Raw genomic sequence first — 16296 nt, 5'->3', positions numbered from 1 at the left:
AGCCAAATCTCTGTGCTATACCCGCGGGCGCTTACGGTACAACCAGAGGCCCGGGATAGAAAGGCCAATGGAGAGAGCACCGACAATAGAAGAGGCCTTCAGGAAATTGCTCAGCAGCATGATCATCAGCTCATCGGAGTAGCCAAAGTGGCTGATTTTTACCGCCGAGATCATCGCGGTGTAGGCCGAGATACCGGGGAACATCGGGATCACTGCCGCGACGGTGAAAATCTTCGGATGCGCCAGATACCAGCGGGACCATTGAATACCGATGCTGCCAACCAGCAGCGCGGCGAGAAACGTTGCCCACTCAATATTGAACCCGACATCCATCATCACCATACGTGAGCTGTGGCCGATGGCGCCGAGCAGCGCACACCAGCGCAGCGCGCGCTGTGGGACGTTAAACACCATCGCAAAGCCGGCCGCCGGAATAGCTGATAACGCCATATCCTGCAGCAGTGCAAAAACATACGTCATTATACCCATCCTCGCAGCCCCCACATGGTCATCGCCATTACGACGCCAATACAGGTGGCCAGCGTCAACAGGCTGGCAAGCGCCCAGCGCGCCAGGCCGGTATTGATATGCCCTTTAAACATATCCGCCACGGCGTTGATTAAGGGAAAGCCGGGGACCAGTAGCAGGACGCTGGCGGCCATTGCGACCGTTGAGGTGGCGGTAAACGCCGGCAGACGTAGCATCAGCCCGGAAATGGTGGTGGCGACAAACGCCGTAATGCAGAAGTTAATCTGCGGGTGCATCGAACGGTGGGTCAGGAGCTGGCGAATATACATTGCGACGGTGCTGGCGCAGAAGGTCACCAGCGCGCCGTCCCAGCCGCCTTTATTTAACTTGCAGAAGCAGGCGCAGGATAAGCCGACCATCAGCACCACCAGCCAACGCGGGTAGCGCAGCGGTTTGATCTGGGCAAAGCGCTTCTCTACGTCTTTATAATCCAGCAGCTTATGCTCGGCCATAATCACAATATGCTGCACTTCCGTCACCACGTGCATATTGATGCCGCGATCGACGTTCTTGCGCGTGGAGGTCAGGCATTCGCCATCTTTAATCGTCGTGAGCACAATGGCATTCGAGGAGATGGCGCTTTCGACGCTGTCCATACCCAGTGCCCGCCCAAGGCGGGTTGAAAGTTCCTCCACCAGGGCGCTTTCGGCGCCGTGCTGCAATAAGAAAAGCCCACACTGAATGCACAACCGCGTAATAGCGCGCTGAACTGCCCGATCTGCTTGCATAAGTACCTGCTGTTCCCCACGTCCAATCCCAAAGTGTTTGTCGATACTTTAACCTGGACTCCCGTGGTATCTGGGGGGGACGGGATCAAACAATGTGCAAAAAGACGCCACGGGCGGACGAAATGAAATTTGAGCGCTGCCACACTTTCGCAAAACTGTTGGAAAGTGCAATTTTTGAACGAATTATGGCCTTCTTTTTCACGTCTGAGTTATCAAAAATGCAGCAAGGAACTTTTATTAAACAAAAAACAAACAAATAATTAACCATCTGAAAGTGAGACAACCCTATGAAAACACAAGTCGCGATTATTGGCGCTGGCCCCTCCGGGCTGCTGTTAGGTCAATTACTGCATCTTGCCGGCATCCGTACGGTTATCCTCGAGCGGCAGACGCCGGAATATGTACTGGGGCGTATCCGCGCCGGGATCCTCGAAAGCGGGACCGTCGAATTACTGCGCGAAGCGGGTGTATCACAGCGAATGGATGCAGAAGGCCTGGTGCATCATGGGGTGGAGTTTTTGTTTGAGGGGCAGCGGGTGCCGGTTGCCCTGAGCGAGCTGACCGGGGGGAAAAGCGTGATGGTCTACGGCCAGACCGAAGTGACCCGGGATTTAATGGCGGCGCGTGCGGACAGCGGGGCACCGATTATTTATGGCGTCAGCGACGTGGTGATTGAAGAGGCGAAGAGTGACCGGCCGTCAGTCACGTTTGTCAGCGGTGGCGAGACCTGCCGGCTCGAGTGTGATTTTATCGCCGGCTGCGATGGCTTTCACGGCGTGTCGCGCCAGAGTATTCCGCGCGAGATCCTCAAAGAGTACGAAAGCGTCTGGCCCTTTGGCTGGCTGGGGCTGCTGGCGGATACGCCACCGGTGAACCCGGAACTGATTTATGCGCACCATGAGCGCGGGTTTGTGCTTTGTAGTCAGCGCTCACTAACACGCAGCCGCTACTATTTGCAGGTGCCGCTAAGTGACAAGGTGGACGCGTGGTCGGACGAACGTTTCTGGGAAGAGCTGAAGTGTCGTCTGCCGGACGAGCTGGCTGGCAAGTTAGTGACTGGTCACTCACTAGAGAAGAGTATCGCTCCGCTGCGCAGTTATGTGGTTGAACCGATGCAATATGGGCGGCTGTTCCTGGTCGGGGATGCGGCGCATATCGTACCGCCCACCGGGGCAAAAGGGCTGAATCTGGCCGCTTCGGACGTCAATTATCTGTGGCGGATCCTGCGTGAATATTACCATCGTGGCCGTGCCGACCTGCTGGAGAGCTACTCGCGCTTTGCCCTTGACCGGGTGTGGAAAGGTGAGCGATTCAGCTGGTTTATGACCCGTCTGCTGCATGACTTCCCGCAGCAGAGTGAGTTCGATAAAAAAATGCAGGCGGCGGATCGCCGCTATTATCTGGGCTCGCGCGCCGGGTTGACCACCATTGCGGAAAACTATGTCGGTCTGCCAATGGAGCGCGTGGCATAGCGTTGAATAAAGCAGGAGTTGCCATGCAGGTTGCGAATACCGTTCCCGTTTTTACCTTGTATGGCGAAGAGCGTGACTGGCCTACGCCCGACCTGCTGCACTGTGAGTCGATTTTGCAGCGCAGCAGCCTGTATGAGTGGCATATCCGGATGCATCAGCATGCCGGGATGGTGCAGCTGCTGTACCTGCATAAAGGTCGGGCTGAAATCGAAATAGAAGGGACGATAACGGTGATGACCGACGCCTGTATTCAGGTCGTGCCTGCACTGTGCGTTCATGGGTTTCGTTTTTCGCCAGGCACTCAAGGCTATGTGTTATCGCTGGCGCTGCCGTTGCTCAGTCGGTTTGAAAGCCAGTTTGGCCGCCAGCTTGATGTCCTCAGCCAGCCGCAGTGTGTACCGGTTAAACAATCCCGCGGGCACGTGCGTGCCCTTTTTACCGCGTTACGTGAAGAGTATTGCGAAGAGCGAGATGCTCGGGAAATGATGCTGCATTCACTGCTGGGCACGCTGCTGGTGTGGTTGAACCGACAGTGTCTGCCAGCGCCGGTAGCGGAAGGGAGAGCGGAACGAAAGCGCAGCGTCATGCGCCATTTTTCTCGTCTCATTGAAAGTCATTATCGCGAACATCTGCCGTTGGCGGAGTATGCCCGGCTGGTCGGGCTATCGGCGACCCATCTTAATTATTTGTGTCGTGAATTCCATGGCGGTAGCGCACTGAGAGTTTTACACCAGCGATTGATGCTGGAAGCGCGGCGTAATTTACAATATACCACGATGACAGTGACGCAACTTTCTGATTATTTAGGTTTTTCTGATGTGACTTATTTTTCGCGTTTTTTCCGTCGCTATAGCGGCGTTTCACCAAAAACATTCAGGAATGAAATTAAATAAAGTCAGATGGTGTGATTCGGAATTTTTATTTCTAATAAATGCTTTCATTTATTCTAATTTATTGTTGGCCGTAATTTATGCTAGTGTCATTTGTTGTTAAGGCCAAAAAAATATATTTTAGATTTACCATAAAAAATATGTACCTGAACGTACGGCCGACGTTCGCCAGGGGTGATAAAAATTCACCTGGCAAATAAATTATGGTTGCCAGGCGCCCATCTGTTTTATGCCAGCGTGAATCTTCTACAAAACAGGGAGGGTTTATGTTACCAGGACAGGGTAAGTACGGCATTATCATCAGCAAAATACCGGTGATGCAATCCGGATTAAACACAATAACCAGTGAGTACCTTCCTCATTATATCTTCAGTCATTGTTATTCACTGGAGACGCTTACGCAGCTTCCGATAAATATGGCAACGGTGGTTATTGTTGATTTATCCGGTGAGATAGAACGGCCGCACGAGATATGTCGGTACTATTGTTCACTAATGGTTCGCTTTAAACATATTCATTGGATCTATGTGGTTGGTCGTGCTTGCTCTGCCCATGCTGAAACATTATTGGTCAGGCCTGAAAGCACATGTGTTTCCGACAGTGACCCAGTGACACGTCTGGGTGAAGCGCTCTGCGTCAGGGAAGCTGCCAGTGCGGGGGCAGAGCCGGGTGTTCCCCCTGTGCACCCGGTGGCTGCAGTGGGTGCGAGAGATTTTACCATTAGCCAGGAGAAGCTGAGGGTGCTGACCTTCTCGGAGCGTAAGGTGCTCCGACTGCTGGCAAAAGGCTGGGGCATTAATCAGATTGCTTCGTTGCTGAAGAAAAGTAATAAGACCATTAGCGCGCAAAAGAATAGCGCGATGCGGCGCTTATCTTTATGCAGCAACGCGCAAATGTACGCCTGGATTAATAGCACACAAGGAATGAAAGAGCTGAATGTACACTCAGCTTATGGAGAGTAGCCGCAATGGGACAACGGAACACAACATGCTGTATCGCAGTGGTAGAACCCTGTACGATGACGGCGATAGGGCTTCGTCATATACTGAATGAGTGCAGCACCGAACAATATTGTGTTCATTTTTTTAAAGATGTTCAGTCATTAAGACGCACTTTACACTTTCGGAATATCGCTGCGGTTATTTTTTCACTTTCGGGTCAGCGCTGGCTTCGGGTTGATAGTCTGCTTTACCTGCGTGATATTGCTTATTCTCATCCCGAAGTCCGGCGGATCATTTTGGCGAAGGACAATGGGGAAGTAAATCTCATCAAGAAACTGACGCCTTCTGGCCTGCACGGGATTATCAATAAAATGACGTGTCGTGAGATATTGCAGCAAGAATTATTCCGGCTGCTGCCCCGACACGCTCAACCTCTGGGCCAGCCGCTCATTAGCCAGATTGCAGTGCATCAACTCCTGAGCCCAACCGAGCATAGCATTCTTTGCTATATGACTTATGGTTACTCCTTGCCGGAAATCGCGCTGCAGCTGGATCGCAATATCAAAACCATTCGCGCCCATAAGTGCAACGCGATGACCAAGCTGGGGATCAGCTCCGATCTTGGTTTGATCAGCGCGGGCGATATTTTGATGCGTCTCCTGCCGGACAGAACAACCATCACGCATGCCATTGTCGCATAGCTGGTCGGCAACATTTTACTGACAGACATCAACCCAGGTGGCATCCGTCAATTGGGCCATTCTGTCAGGAGAAATGCGAACCGCACTATGAATGGCGCCGGCCGCCGGTAACACTTCCGGGTACTGCTTCAGCGAAATATCGCAATAGATCACCAGCGGGTTTTCCAGCCCGAAAGGGCAGACACCGCCGACCGGGTGCCCGGTAAGCATGACCACTTCATCACTGCTGAGCATACGTGCTTTCGCGCCGAACGTTTCCTTCAGCTTCTTGTTATCCAGCCGGGCATCACCGCTGGCGACCACCAGAATCACCTGCTCCTTCACTTTTAAAGAGAGGGTCTTCGCAATTTGGCCAGGCTCAACGCGATGTGCTGCAGCAGCGAGGGCGACGGTTGCGGTACTTTGATTGAGCTCGATGATTTCGATATCGGGGGCATGGCTGGCAAAAAACTGCCGCACGGACTGCAGACTCATGGGGATCTCCTGATTCATGTCCGTGTCAATCTGTCACAAGCCTGGCGGAGTGTAAATATTGTCGATGGGTAATCCGGAATTATTCCAATTTCTGGATCTTCTTCACAATCACCGTAACCGGTTACTGTAACCGGTTGCTGTTATCGTCACTCAGATGAATACTGAACGGGTAACTACCCTGTATCACTTATAACAAAAGAGCCGTGTATGAATCGTGCTGATCTGAACAGTATAGCCTATGAGATGGCCGCAGTGGGGAGCCGTTCACAGAACATATTTCATCGCCACGGCAGGATAATCGTTGTTGGGCCTGTGTCTAAAGCCTGTCAGGAGGGCTGCTATGTCTGCTAACCATGCTGCGTTTAATCTGATATTTCGCTTTGTAGAAAATTATATTAGCCCTGTTGCCGGGCGGATCTCATCACAGCGTCATGTGATGGCGATTCGTGACGGCTTCATCTCGGCGATGCCGTTTATGATTGTCGGCTCGTTCCTGCTGGTGTTTGCTTATCCGCCATTTTCGCCAGATACCACCTGGGGATTTGCGCGTGCCTGGCTGGATTTAGCGAAAGAGTTTGAAGGGCGTATTCTGACGCCGTTCGATATGACGATGGGCATTATGTCTATCTACATTTGTGCTGCCATCTCCTATAACCTCGGCAAGCACTATGAAAAATCTAATCAGCTCGATCCTTTCATGTGCAGCATGTTGTCAATCATGGCATTCCTGCTGGTGGCGGCGCCAAAAACCAATGGTAACCTGCCGGTCGATAGCCTTGGCGGTACGGGGATCTTTACAGCGATCCTGGTGGCGGTCTACTGCGTTGAAATGATGCGCTTCCTGAAGGCACATAATATCGGTATACGCCTGCCGGATCAGGTGCCGCCGATGATCAAAAACTCTTTCGACCTGCTGATTCCAGTGCTGGTTGTTGTACTGACGCTGTATCCGCTGAGCCTGTTTATTCAGCATCACTTTGACATGCTGATCCCGCAGGCCATCATGGCTATCTTTAAACCGCTGGTGTCCGCAGCGGATTCATTGCCGGCAATTTTACTGGCGGTGCTGATTGGCCACCTGCTGTGGTTCGCTGGGATCCACGGTGCGGCCATTGTTTCTGGCATGCTGCAGATGTTCTGGTTAACAAATCTCGGGATGAACCAACAGGCGCTGGCACAAGGCGCGCCGCTTCCGCATATCTTTATGGAGGCGTTCTGGACATTCTTCATTGTCATCGGGGGGTCTGGTGCCACTATGGGCCTGGTCTTCTGCTACCTGCGCAGTCGTTCGGCGCACCTGCGATCTATCGGTCGTCTGAGTGTGGTACCCAGCCTCTTTAACATTAACGAACCGGTTATTTTCGGGACGCCTATCGTCATGAACCCGGTGTTCTTTATCCCGTTCCTGCTGGCGCCGATGGTCAACGCCGTGCTGGCCTGGGCGGCAATGAAGCTCGATCTGATTGGGCGGGTAATTTCAGTGGTTCCGTGGACGGCTCCGGCACCGATTGGCGGCGCGTGGGCGCTGGGATGGGATTTCCGGGCGGCGATACTGGTGGTGGTCCTGGCCTGCGTCTCGGCGATTATTTACTTCCCGTTCTTCAAGGTCTATGAGAAGCAGCTGTTAGCGCAGGAAGCTGAAGAAGCGGAACGCGTGGCGCAGGAGAGCCAACAGACCGCGTAACAACGCTGGCGGGCGGCACTGTTGTCGCCCGCCGCATCGGGATTATTTTAACGTGCAGTCTCCGCACTGCTGAACGTCTGGCAGGCGGTTACGTTGGCAGCAGGTTCGCCGCACCAGTAACCCTTCGCGCAAGATTACCGTCCGCCACAGCGGGTTGTCCTGGCCGTCAGAAAACTGCTTTTCAAAGAAACAGTGCTGGCGAAGGGCGGCAACCTGCTCATCCCCCAACAGCGCTTTCATCTCACCGAGATACCAGTTAATCAGATAGCCGGTATTGCTCCAGATAAGCTTGCCATTGATATTGCCGGTCGCTTCCAGAGCCTGCACCACCGGCTGCAGGGCGCGGACGATCAGCATTTCCATCCGGGCCTGCGGGGAATCGACCTGGGCGGCCGGTTCGGCATGCACGTCAATCCAGAAGCAGGCTGCCCGGCCCGTTTCGTGAAACTCCACGCGGAAGTATTCCGGCATCAGGCTGATAGCGGTTTTTTCTGTAAGCAGCGCCAGCATCAACGGCGGCACCAGTAAACCGATATACCACTGCGCCCACAGTGACAGCAGAGGCTTCTGCTCGCGCGGGAGCGTCGGTTGATGGCGGTAAATATGATCGGACCAGGTCGCCAGCAGCGAGCTGAGCGCGCCGGGAGCTGACCACTCAGCCAGCGTTAGCGCGTGATGTGGCGCTTCTTCGTCCAGGCGGAGAAAATCCAGCAAATGGGGGCGTAGGGCGGTGATTTTTTCCCGAATGGCATTCGCCAATGCGCATTCAGCCTGGCGGAACGGCGCCTGCCAGATGATCTCATTGCTGAATGAAAGGGAACGGTATGCCATCAGATTGCCAGATATTAATCTAAATGATAATGATTAGTAATACTAGTTAGTTGTCTGGATGATGGCAAGCGGTTTGTCTGCGCCGTATTTGCTGGACCTGAGCAGGGATTAGCTGGCGAGAATAATGTTGCGTCCGAGGCTTTTCGCTTCGTACAGCGCGGTATCGGCTCTTTTCAGTGCGCTATCGATATCCGCATCAATCAACGGGGTCATCCCGATGCTTATGGTGACGTTGGTGGCGACGCTTTCATTGAACATGTGCGGGATTTTTAAATCATAGACCTGCTGGCGAATACGCTCAGCGGCCAGTGAGGCAGTCTCTGCGGTGCTGTCGGTCAACAGGACCATAAATTCCTCTCCGCCAAAACGGGCCACGATGTCACGTGAGCGCACAGCATTGCGAATGGCTGCAGAGACCTGAATCAGCGCCTGATCGCCCATCATATGCCCATAGTGGTCGTTATAGGCCTTAAAGTGGTCGATATCCAGCAGCAATACGTGATGGCGCATGTCGTTTGCAGCCAGCATGGCATCCAGTCGGTTTTGTAAGCCACGCCGGTTATATAAGCCAGTGAGGGGATCCAACATACTGAGATCGTTCAGCGTGTTACGTTCCTGCAGCAGTTTATCCATCAGCCCCTGGGTAAAAGTATCGCTACGTTTTTGAATCATATTCTGTAGCGTAATGCCGGCGATAGGGAGGGCAAAACAGTAAAACATCCGGGGCCATTGTGCGGTTTCAGCAAAAACCAGACTAACGATAAACGTGGGTAAAGTGTGTAGCGTAAACGCAATGATATTATTGGGAAATGCGATAGTGCCAATAAACAATATACTTAATAAGGCAATAACTAAAAAGTTAAATTGCGGTGGCGCCTGTAACAGGGCTTTATCTGCGACGTGCCATGCCCACAACACACCAAATATCAGAGAAATAAAAGAAATATTAATTTTGCGTTGTGAGTACTTCCAGTGCCAAAGCATTAAGGCAGTGCTTAACAGCGCTATCAGGGTGCAGGGCAGCGTGAATCGGGTGCTGATAAACAATGGGCTAGCCAACGCAAAAAGCGCAGAAATGAAATTCAACAGCAAAAATAGCCGTAAGGAATATTGATATTTTTTTTCGTAATGCTTTTGCCAGGATTGTGCAGTCATATTGAACGTGTCGCTATTAGCCATAAATTTCAAAATGATGGCTGCAAAGAAAGAACGTTAAAAAACAATATTTCGAGTAAGGTTTTTGTTAAATTATCAGGTAATTTAATGTATTGCTGTTGCTCGTGTAATTTATCACCTTCACGAATGTATGTCATTAGCGCGAACGTAAAGAACCGGTCATCCTGATGGTCATAACATGACAAATGATAAATATTATCATATGATATTGGTTATCATTATCGTCTTGGGGGGAGGCATGTTACAGCGAACTTTAGGCAGTGGATGGGGAGTGCTGCTTCCTGGCGTACTGATTGCTGTTCTGGGATTTGCCGATCTGTCGGCAGATGCCTGGCGTGGGCTGGTGACGGTCGGGCTATTATTGTCGGCATTGATGATTTGGCACCGTCAATTGCGCCACTTTATTCTGCTGCCATCATGCGTTGCGTTGATCAGTGGGATAATGCTGATGACGTTGAATCTAAAGCTGATGGGATAGTTCGGGGAAGGTTAAGAATATTGGTGCGAGGGGGGGGACTCGAACCCCCACATCCTAAGGACACTAACACCTGAAGCTAGCGCGTCTACCAATTCCGCCACCTTCGCACAGTATTCTTAATTGTTGATATCGCCTCGTTGGTGCGAGGGGGGGGACTCGAACCCCCACATCCTAAGGACACTAACACCTGAAGCTAGCGCGTCTACCAATTCCGCCACCTTCGCACAGTGCGAGCGATATCTATGTAGTATATGGTGCGAGGGGGGGGACTTGAACCCCCACGTCCGTAAGGACACTAACACCTGAAGCTAGCGCGTCTACCAATTCCGCCACCGTCGCATACCATCGATACTCAGAAAGTATCGTTACTACGGAGGCGCATTCTAGTGGTTTTCAACTTTTCGTCAATAGTTAATTGTGTCGCGCGGATTGATTGTTGCAAAAATGGTCGAGCGGGGCAGAACGGTAACGGCGGCGTGGTGACCCAGCCGCCGATGCGTGCAGGGAACTACTTTTTCGCCTGACGGGTCATGACGGTACGGTAAACTTTAAAACGACCGGTCTGGGCAATTACTTCATGGAAACCGAAGATTTCATCCAGCACATCCGGATACGGCAGGAAGGCGTTGGCCACGATACGCAGTTCACCACCGCTGCTCAGATGACGTACTGCACCGCGAATCAGCGCTTGTGCCGCTTCCTGGCTGGTTTGCAGGCCATCATGGAATGGCGGGTTAGAGATGATCATGTCGAAACGACCGTTCACTTCCGAGAACACGTTACTGGCGAAAACTTCACCCTCAATGCCGTTGGCGGCAAGGGTCGCGCGGCTGGCTTCGACCGCTGGTGCACTGGCGTCACAGAGCGTCAGGCGCACTTTCGGGGAATGGCTGGCCAGCACGGTTGCCAGGACTCCGGCACCGCAGCCGACATCAAGCACTTTCCCTTTGGTGTGCGGCGTCAGGGTGGAGAGCAGCAGCTGACTGCCGATGTCCAGTCCGTCACGGCTGAAGACGCCAGGCAGGGTTTTGATCGTCAGGTTTTCCAGCGGGTATTCACCCCAGTATTGCTCTGGATCGAAGGTCGGCTGTTTTTCCAGACGCCCGTGATACAGCCCGCAGCGGCGCGCGCTGTCGATTTTGGTCAGGGGGACGTATTCGGCCAGCATCTGTTCTGCGCTGCGAACGCCGCTGCGGTTTTCGCCAACGACGAAAACATCGGTGCCCACCGGCAGCAGTGACAGCAGGTTCATCAGCTGGAACTGTGCTTCTGGCTTGTTTTTCGGCCAGTAGTAAATCAGCGTATCGCAATCAGCCGCGTCCTCGGCTTGCGCGACCAGGCTAAAGCGAGCGTTATCTCCCATCTGGCCATTAAGGAGCTGCCAGTGGTGAAATTGTTGGGTATGGGCACGGCTGGCTGCGGTGTCCAGACGTGCTGGCAGGTCATCCTGCAGGTCACCGGCAAACAGAACGCGTGCGGGTTCGAAATCATCACTGTGGCGCAGCAAGACTTCACTTGCCGGGGTAAAAGCAGACATGAAACACTCCTTCATTAAGACTGGCGCCGATTATACACGTTATCCATAACGCTGCCTCTTTGTTGGCGCTTTCGACAGCGCGTTGTTCGGTCTGACTCTCCCGGCATGATGGCAGACGGGTCGGCGTGCGTGATGTACGTTGTTTGTTGGCGCAGATACGACGAATTTGCTATATTGCGCGCTTGATTAACAGGAGTGTTTCGCTATGACTTCCCGACGAGACTGGCAATTACAGCAGCTGGGTATTACTCAGTGGTCGCTGCGTCGCCCCGGGGCGTTGCAGGGCGAAATCGCTATCTCGCTTCCCGGGCATATTCGGTTGGTGATGGTGGCAGAACCAATGCCGTCGTTAACGGAACCGTTAATCAGCGATATTTTACGGGCCCTGGCCCTGACGCCGGATCAGGTGCTGCAGCTTGCCCCCGATCGCGTCGCCATGCTGCCGCAGAATAGTCGCTGCAACAGCTGGCGGCTGGGTACCGATACGCCGTTGTTGCTGGCGGGCGCACAGGTCGCCACGCCTGCTTTTGATGAACTCCAGACCAGCGTGCCTGCCCGAATGGCGCTCTGGCAACAAATCTGCGCACATGAACACGATTTCTACCCTCAACACGGCTGATTTGCCCCGTGCCTGGCAAATAGAACAACGCGCCCACGCTTTTCCGTGGAGTGAACAAACCTTTGCCAGTAATCAGGGTGAGCGCTATCTCAATCTTCAACTGACGGTTGATGGCGAGATGGCCGCCTTCGCGATTACGCAAATTGTGCTGGACGAGGCGACGTTGTTTAACATCGCCGTCGATCCGGCTTTTCAGCGGCGTGGCCTTGGGCGTGCGCTGCTGGAGCGGGTTATTGATGAGGTCGAACAGCGTGGCGTCGTGACGCTGTGGCTCGAAGTTCGTGCCTCCAATGCGGCCGCCATTGCGCTGTACGAGGATATCGGTTTTAACGAGGCAACCATTCGTCGCAACTATTACCCCACGGCCGACGGGCGTGAGGATGCGATCATCATGGCGCTGCCAATCAGTATGTAGTGGCCGGCGCCGGGAGATTTCCCGGACCGGTTGTAACAACATGCCTGCGGGCGAGCAATGACAGGGTGATATGATGAAGTGGGACTGGATTTTCTTTGATGCCGACGAAACGCTGTTTACGTTTGACGCTTTCAGTGGCTTACAGCGGATGTTTCTCGACTATTGCGTGACCTTTAGCGCCGAAGATTTTCAGGACTACCAGGCCGTGAATAAGCCGCTGTGGGTGGATTATCAAAACGGCGCTATCACCGCATCCCAGCTACAATATCAACGTTTTGATAACTGGGCCGAGCGCCTCAGCGTGCCGCCGGGCGAGCTCAACGACGCATTTATGAATGCGATGGCCGAAATCTGCTCGCCGCTGCCGGGGGCGGTATCGCTGCTGAATGCGCTGCACGGCAAGGTGAAAATGGGCATTATCACCAATGGGTTCACGTCGCTGCAGCAAATTCGTCTGGAACGTACCGGTTTACGTCATCACTTTGATTTACTAGTTATTTCTGAAGAGGTCGGCATTGCTAAGCCCGATGCGCGTATTTTTGATTACGCGTTAGCGCAGGCGGGCAATCCCGATCGTTCTCGCGTGCTGATGGTGGGGGATACGGCAGAGTCGGATATTCGCGGCGGCGTCAACGCCGGCCTGGCGACCTGCTGGCTGAATGCTCATCAGCGCGAATTGCCTGCGGACCTCCAGCCTGACTGGACGGTGACCTCGTTAAGCGAACTGGAGCAGCTCCTGTGTAAACACTGATTGCCTCCCCCCTGTTGATGAGTAAAATAGCCGCAATTTTGGATTCCACATGCGTGGCCCGCTAGCCGCGTTTACTAAGAAGATTGAATTATGACGTTGTCTCCTTATTTGCAAGAGGTGGCTAAACGCCGCACTTTTGCCATTATTTCTCACCCGGATGCCGGTAAAACGACCATTACTGAGAAAGTGCTGCTGTTCGGACAGGCGATCCAGACCGCCGGTACGGTAAAAGGCCGTGGCTCCAGCCAGCATGCAAAATCAGACTGGATGGAGATGGAAAAGCAGCGTGGTATCTCGATTACCACCTCGGTGATGCAGTTCCCGTATCACGACAGCCTGGTGAACCTGCTGGACACCCCGGGCCACGAAGACTTCTCCGAAGATACCTACCGTACCCTGACGGCAGTGGACTGCTGTCTGATGGTTATCGATGCGGCAAAAGGCGTTGAAGATCGTACCCGTAAGCTGATGGAAGTTACCCGTCTGCGCGATACGCCAATTCTGACGTTTATGAACAAACTCGACCGTGACATCCGCGATCCGATGGAGCTGCTGGACGAAGTTGAGAACGAGCTGCGTATTGCCTGCGCGCCGATCACCTGGCCGATTGGCTGCGGTAAGCTGTTTAAAGGCGTCTACCATCTGTATAAAGACGAAACCTATCTTTATCAGACCGGTAAAGGCCACACCATCCAGGAAGTGCGGATCGTGAAAGGGCTGAATAACCCGGAACTTGATACGGCGGTGGGAGAGGATCTGGCACAGCAGCTGCGCGACGAGCTGGAGCTGGTGCAGGGTGCGTCAAACGAATTTGATAAAGAGCTGTTCCTTGCCGGTGAAATTACGCCGGTCTTCTTTGGTACCGCTCTGGGCAACTTCGGCGTGGATCACATGCTGGATGGTCTGGTGGAGTGGGCGCCAGCGCCGATGCCGCGTAAAACCGACACCCGCGTTGTGACGGCAGAAGAAGAGAAATTTACCGGCTTCGTCTTTAAAATTCAGGCCAACATGGACCCGAAACACCGTGACCGCGTGGCCTTTATGCGTGTGGTCTCCGGGAAGTATGAAAAGGGCATGAAGTTACGCCAGGTGCGTACCGGTAAAGACGTGGTAATTTCTGATGCGCTGACCTTTATGGCGGGCGACCGTTCTCACGTGGAAGAAGCCTGGCCTGGCGATATCATCGGCTTGCACAACCACGGTACCATTCAGATCGGCGATACCTTCACCCAGGGCGAAACGATGAAGTTCACCGGTATCCCGAACTTCGCGCCGGAACTGTTCCGTCGTATTCGTCTGAAGGATCCGTTGAAGCAGAAACAGCTGCTGAAAGGGCTGGTACAGCTTTCAGAAGAGGGCGCGGTGCAGGTCTTCCGTCCGATTGCCAATAACGACCTGATCGTTGGCGCGGTGGGCGTGCTGCAGTTTGATGTGGTCGTGGCCCGACTGAAAAGCGAGTACAACGTCGAAGCGATTTATGAGTCCGTAAACGTGGCGACCGCGCGTTGGGTGGAATCCACCGACGTGAAGAAATTTGAGGAATTTAAGCGTAAAAACGAAATTCAGCTGGCCCTGGATGGCGGTGATAACCTGACCTATATCGCCCCAACCATGGTGAACCTGAACCTGACTCAGGAACGTTACCCTGAAGTTCTGTTCCGTAAAACTCGCGAGCACTAATCCCTCCCGGAGCGCGGTATTCGCCGCGCTCCACGCTATTTTTTCTCGTTAATTTCTCCTGATTTGCGTTATAGAAAGTTCTTAAAGATCCGCCTTGTCGTGATTTTTTGTGCATATTTCCCGCCTCTCTCATCGCCTTCTACTATATTTAATAAGTAATTTTTAAGATTCTGGCTTAATACGCTACTTATTTAGCTTTACCCGTATAGAAATAACGAGGACATGATAATGACAAGACTAAAGAATGCCGGAGCGCTGGTGGCTCTCTTCTTAGGCTCAGCCATGATAAGTGTCTCGGCATATGCAGAAAACTCAACGACAGACAGTGCGAAATCGGTAGCTAATAGCGCCGGTCAGGCGGTTGACAGCTCACTGAATAAAGTCGGCGACTTTATGGATGACAGCACCATCACCGCCCGGGTGAAAGCGGCGTTGATTGACGATAAAAGTATTAGCAGTGCCGGTATTTCCGTGAAAACGGAGAATAAAGTGGTGACCTTAAGCGGTTCAGTCGACAGTACTGCCCAGAAGGAGCAGGCGCTGAGCGTGGCGAAAAACGTTAAAGGCGTCACCACGGTCAATGACAAACTGAGCGTTAGTGAAGAGCAGTCTGCCAGCCTGAAAGGGTATGCCGGTGACACGGCTATCACCAGTCAAATCAAAGCGAAACTGTTGGCGGATGACATGGTGCCATCGCGCAACATCACGGTGGAAACCAGTGACGGCGTGGTACAGCTATCCGGCAGTGTAGAATCTCGCCAGCAGGCGGATCGCGCAGCGGATATTGCCAAAGCCGTTTCCGGCGTGAAAAGCGTCGAAAATAATCTCAGCGTTAAATAAAACCATTCATTTAATAATGTTATAGCCATTTTATCTCCAGGTTCTGCATTACGGACGAGCGGCAAACGGCAATATTTCCGGGCGCGCATTGGCGCGGTTGACCCGGAAAAACGGATACCGCTTTGATGGCCGTAATATGAAGTATGGCGAACAGCCGTTGAATAAAAAGAGCACGACAGGGTTGATACCCGCGCGTCTTCTGCGTGTGGCAATGCAACCGTTACTCACTATGGTAAGGAGTAGACTATGTTTCGATGGGGCATTATTTTTCTGGTCATCGCACTGATTGCCGCAGCGTTAGGATTTGGTAGCCTGGCAGGTACAGCAGCCTGGGCGGCGAAAATCGTCTTTGTCGTCGGTATTATTCTGTTCCTGATCAGCCTGTTTACCGGGCGCAGGCGTCCATAGCAAGCGTGTTTTCCCTGCCGTCTAACCGGCGAAATGCCGTGGCATGACATAGCGTTTTACATAAAGCCAGTCCTCAGGACTGGCTTTCGTGGTTTCTGGGGGGTAATAATTGCAGGTCATCGTGGTGATGATTGTTGGCCGGG

General features: G+C 53.0%; 18 protein-coding genes and 3 tRNA genes. 12 read left to right on the top strand and 9 right to left on the bottom strand.

Annotation, left to right across the window (positions count from 1 at the left end):
- Positions 1–15 precede the first annotated feature (15 nt).
- Together ACMYSP_RS09280 and ACMYSP_RS09275 are read right to left on the bottom strand one after the other, a co-directional pair.
- Complete coding sequence (locus ACMYSP_RS09280) at positions 16–489, bottom strand: threonine/serine exporter (protein ID WP_434586454.1); 474 nt, start codon at positions 487–489, stop codon at positions 16–18.
- Positions 480–1256 (bottom strand): threonine/serine ThrE exporter family protein, encoded by a 777-nt coding sequence (locus ACMYSP_RS09275; RefSeq protein ID WP_434586453.1) that lies wholly within the window; start codon positions 1254–1256, stop codon positions 480–482. Before ACMYSP_RS09275 ends, ACMYSP_RS09280 begins: the two co-directional genes overlap by 10 nt.
- Positions 1257–1543: 287 nt before the next feature.
- Here ACMYSP_RS09275 and pobA point away from each other — a divergent pair, with 287 nt between their 5' ends.
- The 4 genes from pobA (at position 1544) to bglJ (ending at position 5260) form a co-directional block, all read left to right on the top strand.
- A complete protein-coding gene (pobA, locus tag ACMYSP_RS09270) occupies positions 1544–2728 on the top strand; it encodes a 4-hydroxybenzoate 3-monooxygenase (RefSeq protein WP_434586452.1) in 1185 nt (394 codons plus the stop codon).
- Positions 2729–2751: 23 nt separating this feature from the next.
- Positions 2752–3621, top strand: a complete 870-nt coding sequence (locus ACMYSP_RS09265; RefSeq protein ID WP_434586451.1) for a helix-turn-helix domain-containing protein — start codon at positions 2752–2754, stop codon at positions 3619–3621.
- A gap of 263 nt (positions 3622–3884) precedes the next feature.
- Positions 3885–4580, top strand: a complete 696-nt coding sequence (locus ACMYSP_RS09260; protein WP_434586450.1) for a helix-turn-helix domain-containing protein — start codon at positions 3885–3887, stop codon at positions 4578–4580.
- Positions 4581–4636: 56 nt separating this feature from the next.
- Positions 4637–5260 carry a DNA-binding transcriptional activator BglJ gene (gene bglJ / locus ACMYSP_RS09255; RefSeq protein ID WP_434586448.1) on the top strand — a complete coding sequence of 208 codons (624 nt, stop codon included), beginning with the start codon at positions 4637–4639 and terminating at the stop codon, positions 5258–5260.
- A 15-nt stretch (positions 5261–5275) separates the two neighbouring features.
- On the opposite strand, the gene ACMYSP_RS09250 is transcribed toward bglJ, so the two are convergent.
- Positions 5276–5734 (bottom strand): YbaK/EbsC family protein, encoded by a 459-nt coding sequence (locus tag ACMYSP_RS09250; protein ID WP_434586447.1) that lies wholly within the window; start codon positions 5732–5734, stop codon positions 5276–5278.
- 340 nt (positions 5735–6074) lie between these two features.
- Here ACMYSP_RS09250 and ACMYSP_RS09245 point away from each other — a divergent pair, with 340 nt between their 5' ends.
- Complete coding sequence (locus tag ACMYSP_RS09245) at positions 6075–7418, top strand: PTS sugar transporter subunit IIC (RefSeq protein ID WP_123757617.1); 1344 nt, start codon at positions 6075–6077, stop codon at positions 7416–7418.
- 42 nt (positions 7419–7460) lie between these two features.
- Here ACMYSP_RS09245 and fhuF read toward each other — a convergent pair whose 3' ends face one another.
- A complete protein-coding gene (gene fhuF / locus ACMYSP_RS09240) occupies positions 7461–8249 on the bottom strand; it encodes a siderophore-iron reductase FhuF (RefSeq protein ID WP_434586446.1) in 789 nt (262 codons plus the stop codon).
- Between the two features lie 108 nt (positions 8250–8357).
- Entirely contained in the window at positions 8358–9404 is a 1047-nt protein-coding gene (locus ACMYSP_RS09235; protein ID WP_434586445.1) for a GGDEF domain-containing protein, read from the bottom strand.
- A 259-nt stretch (positions 9405–9663) separates the two neighbouring features.
- On the opposite strand from ACMYSP_RS09235, the gene ACMYSP_RS09230 reads away from it, so the two are divergent.
- Entirely contained in the window at positions 9664–9903 is a 240-nt protein-coding gene (locus tag ACMYSP_RS09230; RefSeq protein WP_434586444.1) for a DUF1435 domain-containing protein, read from the top strand.
- Between the two features lie 21 nt (positions 9904–9924).
- On the opposite strand, the gene ACMYSP_RS09225 is transcribed toward ACMYSP_RS09230, so the two are convergent.
- From ACMYSP_RS09225 to rsmC, 4 genes are all read right to left on the bottom strand, one after another.
- Positions 9925–10010 (bottom strand) — tRNA-Leu (locus ACMYSP_RS09225).
- Positions 10011–10041: 31 nt separating this feature from the next.
- A tRNA-Leu gene (locus ACMYSP_RS09220) sits at positions 10042–10127 on the bottom strand.
- A gap of 28 nt (positions 10128–10155) precedes the next feature.
- A tRNA-Leu gene (locus ACMYSP_RS09215) sits at positions 10156–10242 on the bottom strand.
- A gap of 169 nt (positions 10243–10411) precedes the next feature.
- The gene (rsmC, locus tag ACMYSP_RS09210; protein ID WP_434586443.1) at positions 10412–11440 is read right to left on the bottom strand and encodes a 16S rRNA (guanine(1207)-N(2))-methyltransferase RsmC; all 1029 of its coding nucleotides are present in this window, start codon (positions 11438–11440) and stop codon (positions 10412–10414) included.
- Positions 11441–11645: 205 nt separating this feature from the next.
- Between rsmC and ACMYSP_RS09205 the strand changes: the two genes are divergently transcribed.
- The 6 genes from ACMYSP_RS09205 to ACMYSP_RS09180 all read left to right on the top strand — a co-directional run bounded on the left by ACMYSP_RS09205 (position 11646) and on the right by ACMYSP_RS09180 (position 16153).
- Positions 11646–12059: a DNA polymerase III subunit psi gene (locus ACMYSP_RS09205; RefSeq protein WP_434586442.1), complete on the top strand. Its 414-nt coding sequence runs from the start codon at positions 11646–11648 to the stop codon at positions 12057–12059.
- Positions 12028–12474, top strand: coding sequence for a ribosomal protein S18-alanine N-acetyltransferase (gene rimI, locus ACMYSP_RS09200; protein ID WP_154144458.1), 447 nt, complete (start codon positions 12028–12030; stop codon positions 12472–12474). The genes ACMYSP_RS09205 and rimI overlap by 32 nt, the downstream gene beginning before the upstream one ends.
- A gap of 73 nt (positions 12475–12547) precedes the next feature.
- The gene (gene yjjG, locus ACMYSP_RS09195; RefSeq protein WP_434587055.1) at positions 12548–13225 is read left to right on the top strand and encodes a pyrimidine 5'-nucleotidase; all 678 of its coding nucleotides are present in this window, start codon (positions 12548–12550) and stop codon (positions 13223–13225) included.
- 90 nt (positions 13226–13315) lie between these two features.
- Positions 13316–14905 (top strand): peptide chain release factor 3, encoded by a 1590-nt coding sequence (prfC, locus tag ACMYSP_RS09190; RefSeq protein ID WP_154144460.1) that lies wholly within the window; start codon positions 13316–13318, stop codon positions 14903–14905.
- A gap of 228 nt (positions 14906–15133) precedes the next feature.
- Positions 15134–15745, top strand: coding sequence for a molecular chaperone OsmY (gene osmY / locus ACMYSP_RS09185; RefSeq protein WP_434586441.1), 612 nt, complete (start codon positions 15134–15136; stop codon positions 15743–15745).
- 246 nt (positions 15746–15991) lie between these two features.
- Positions 15992–16153, top strand: a complete 162-nt coding sequence (locus ACMYSP_RS09180; protein WP_100682648.1) for a DUF1328 domain-containing protein — start codon at positions 15992–15994, stop codon at positions 16151–16153.
- Positions 16154–16296 lie beyond the last annotated feature (143 nt).

The sequence above is a fragment of the Klebsiella sp. R390 genome, assembly GCF_051131745.1.
In the GTDB taxonomy this organism is placed as follows: domain Bacteria; phylum Pseudomonadota; class Gammaproteobacteria; order Enterobacterales; family Enterobacteriaceae; genus Klebsiella.
Note: the sequence above shows the minus strand (reverse complement) of the source record. Positions and strands in the feature narration are given on the sequence as shown.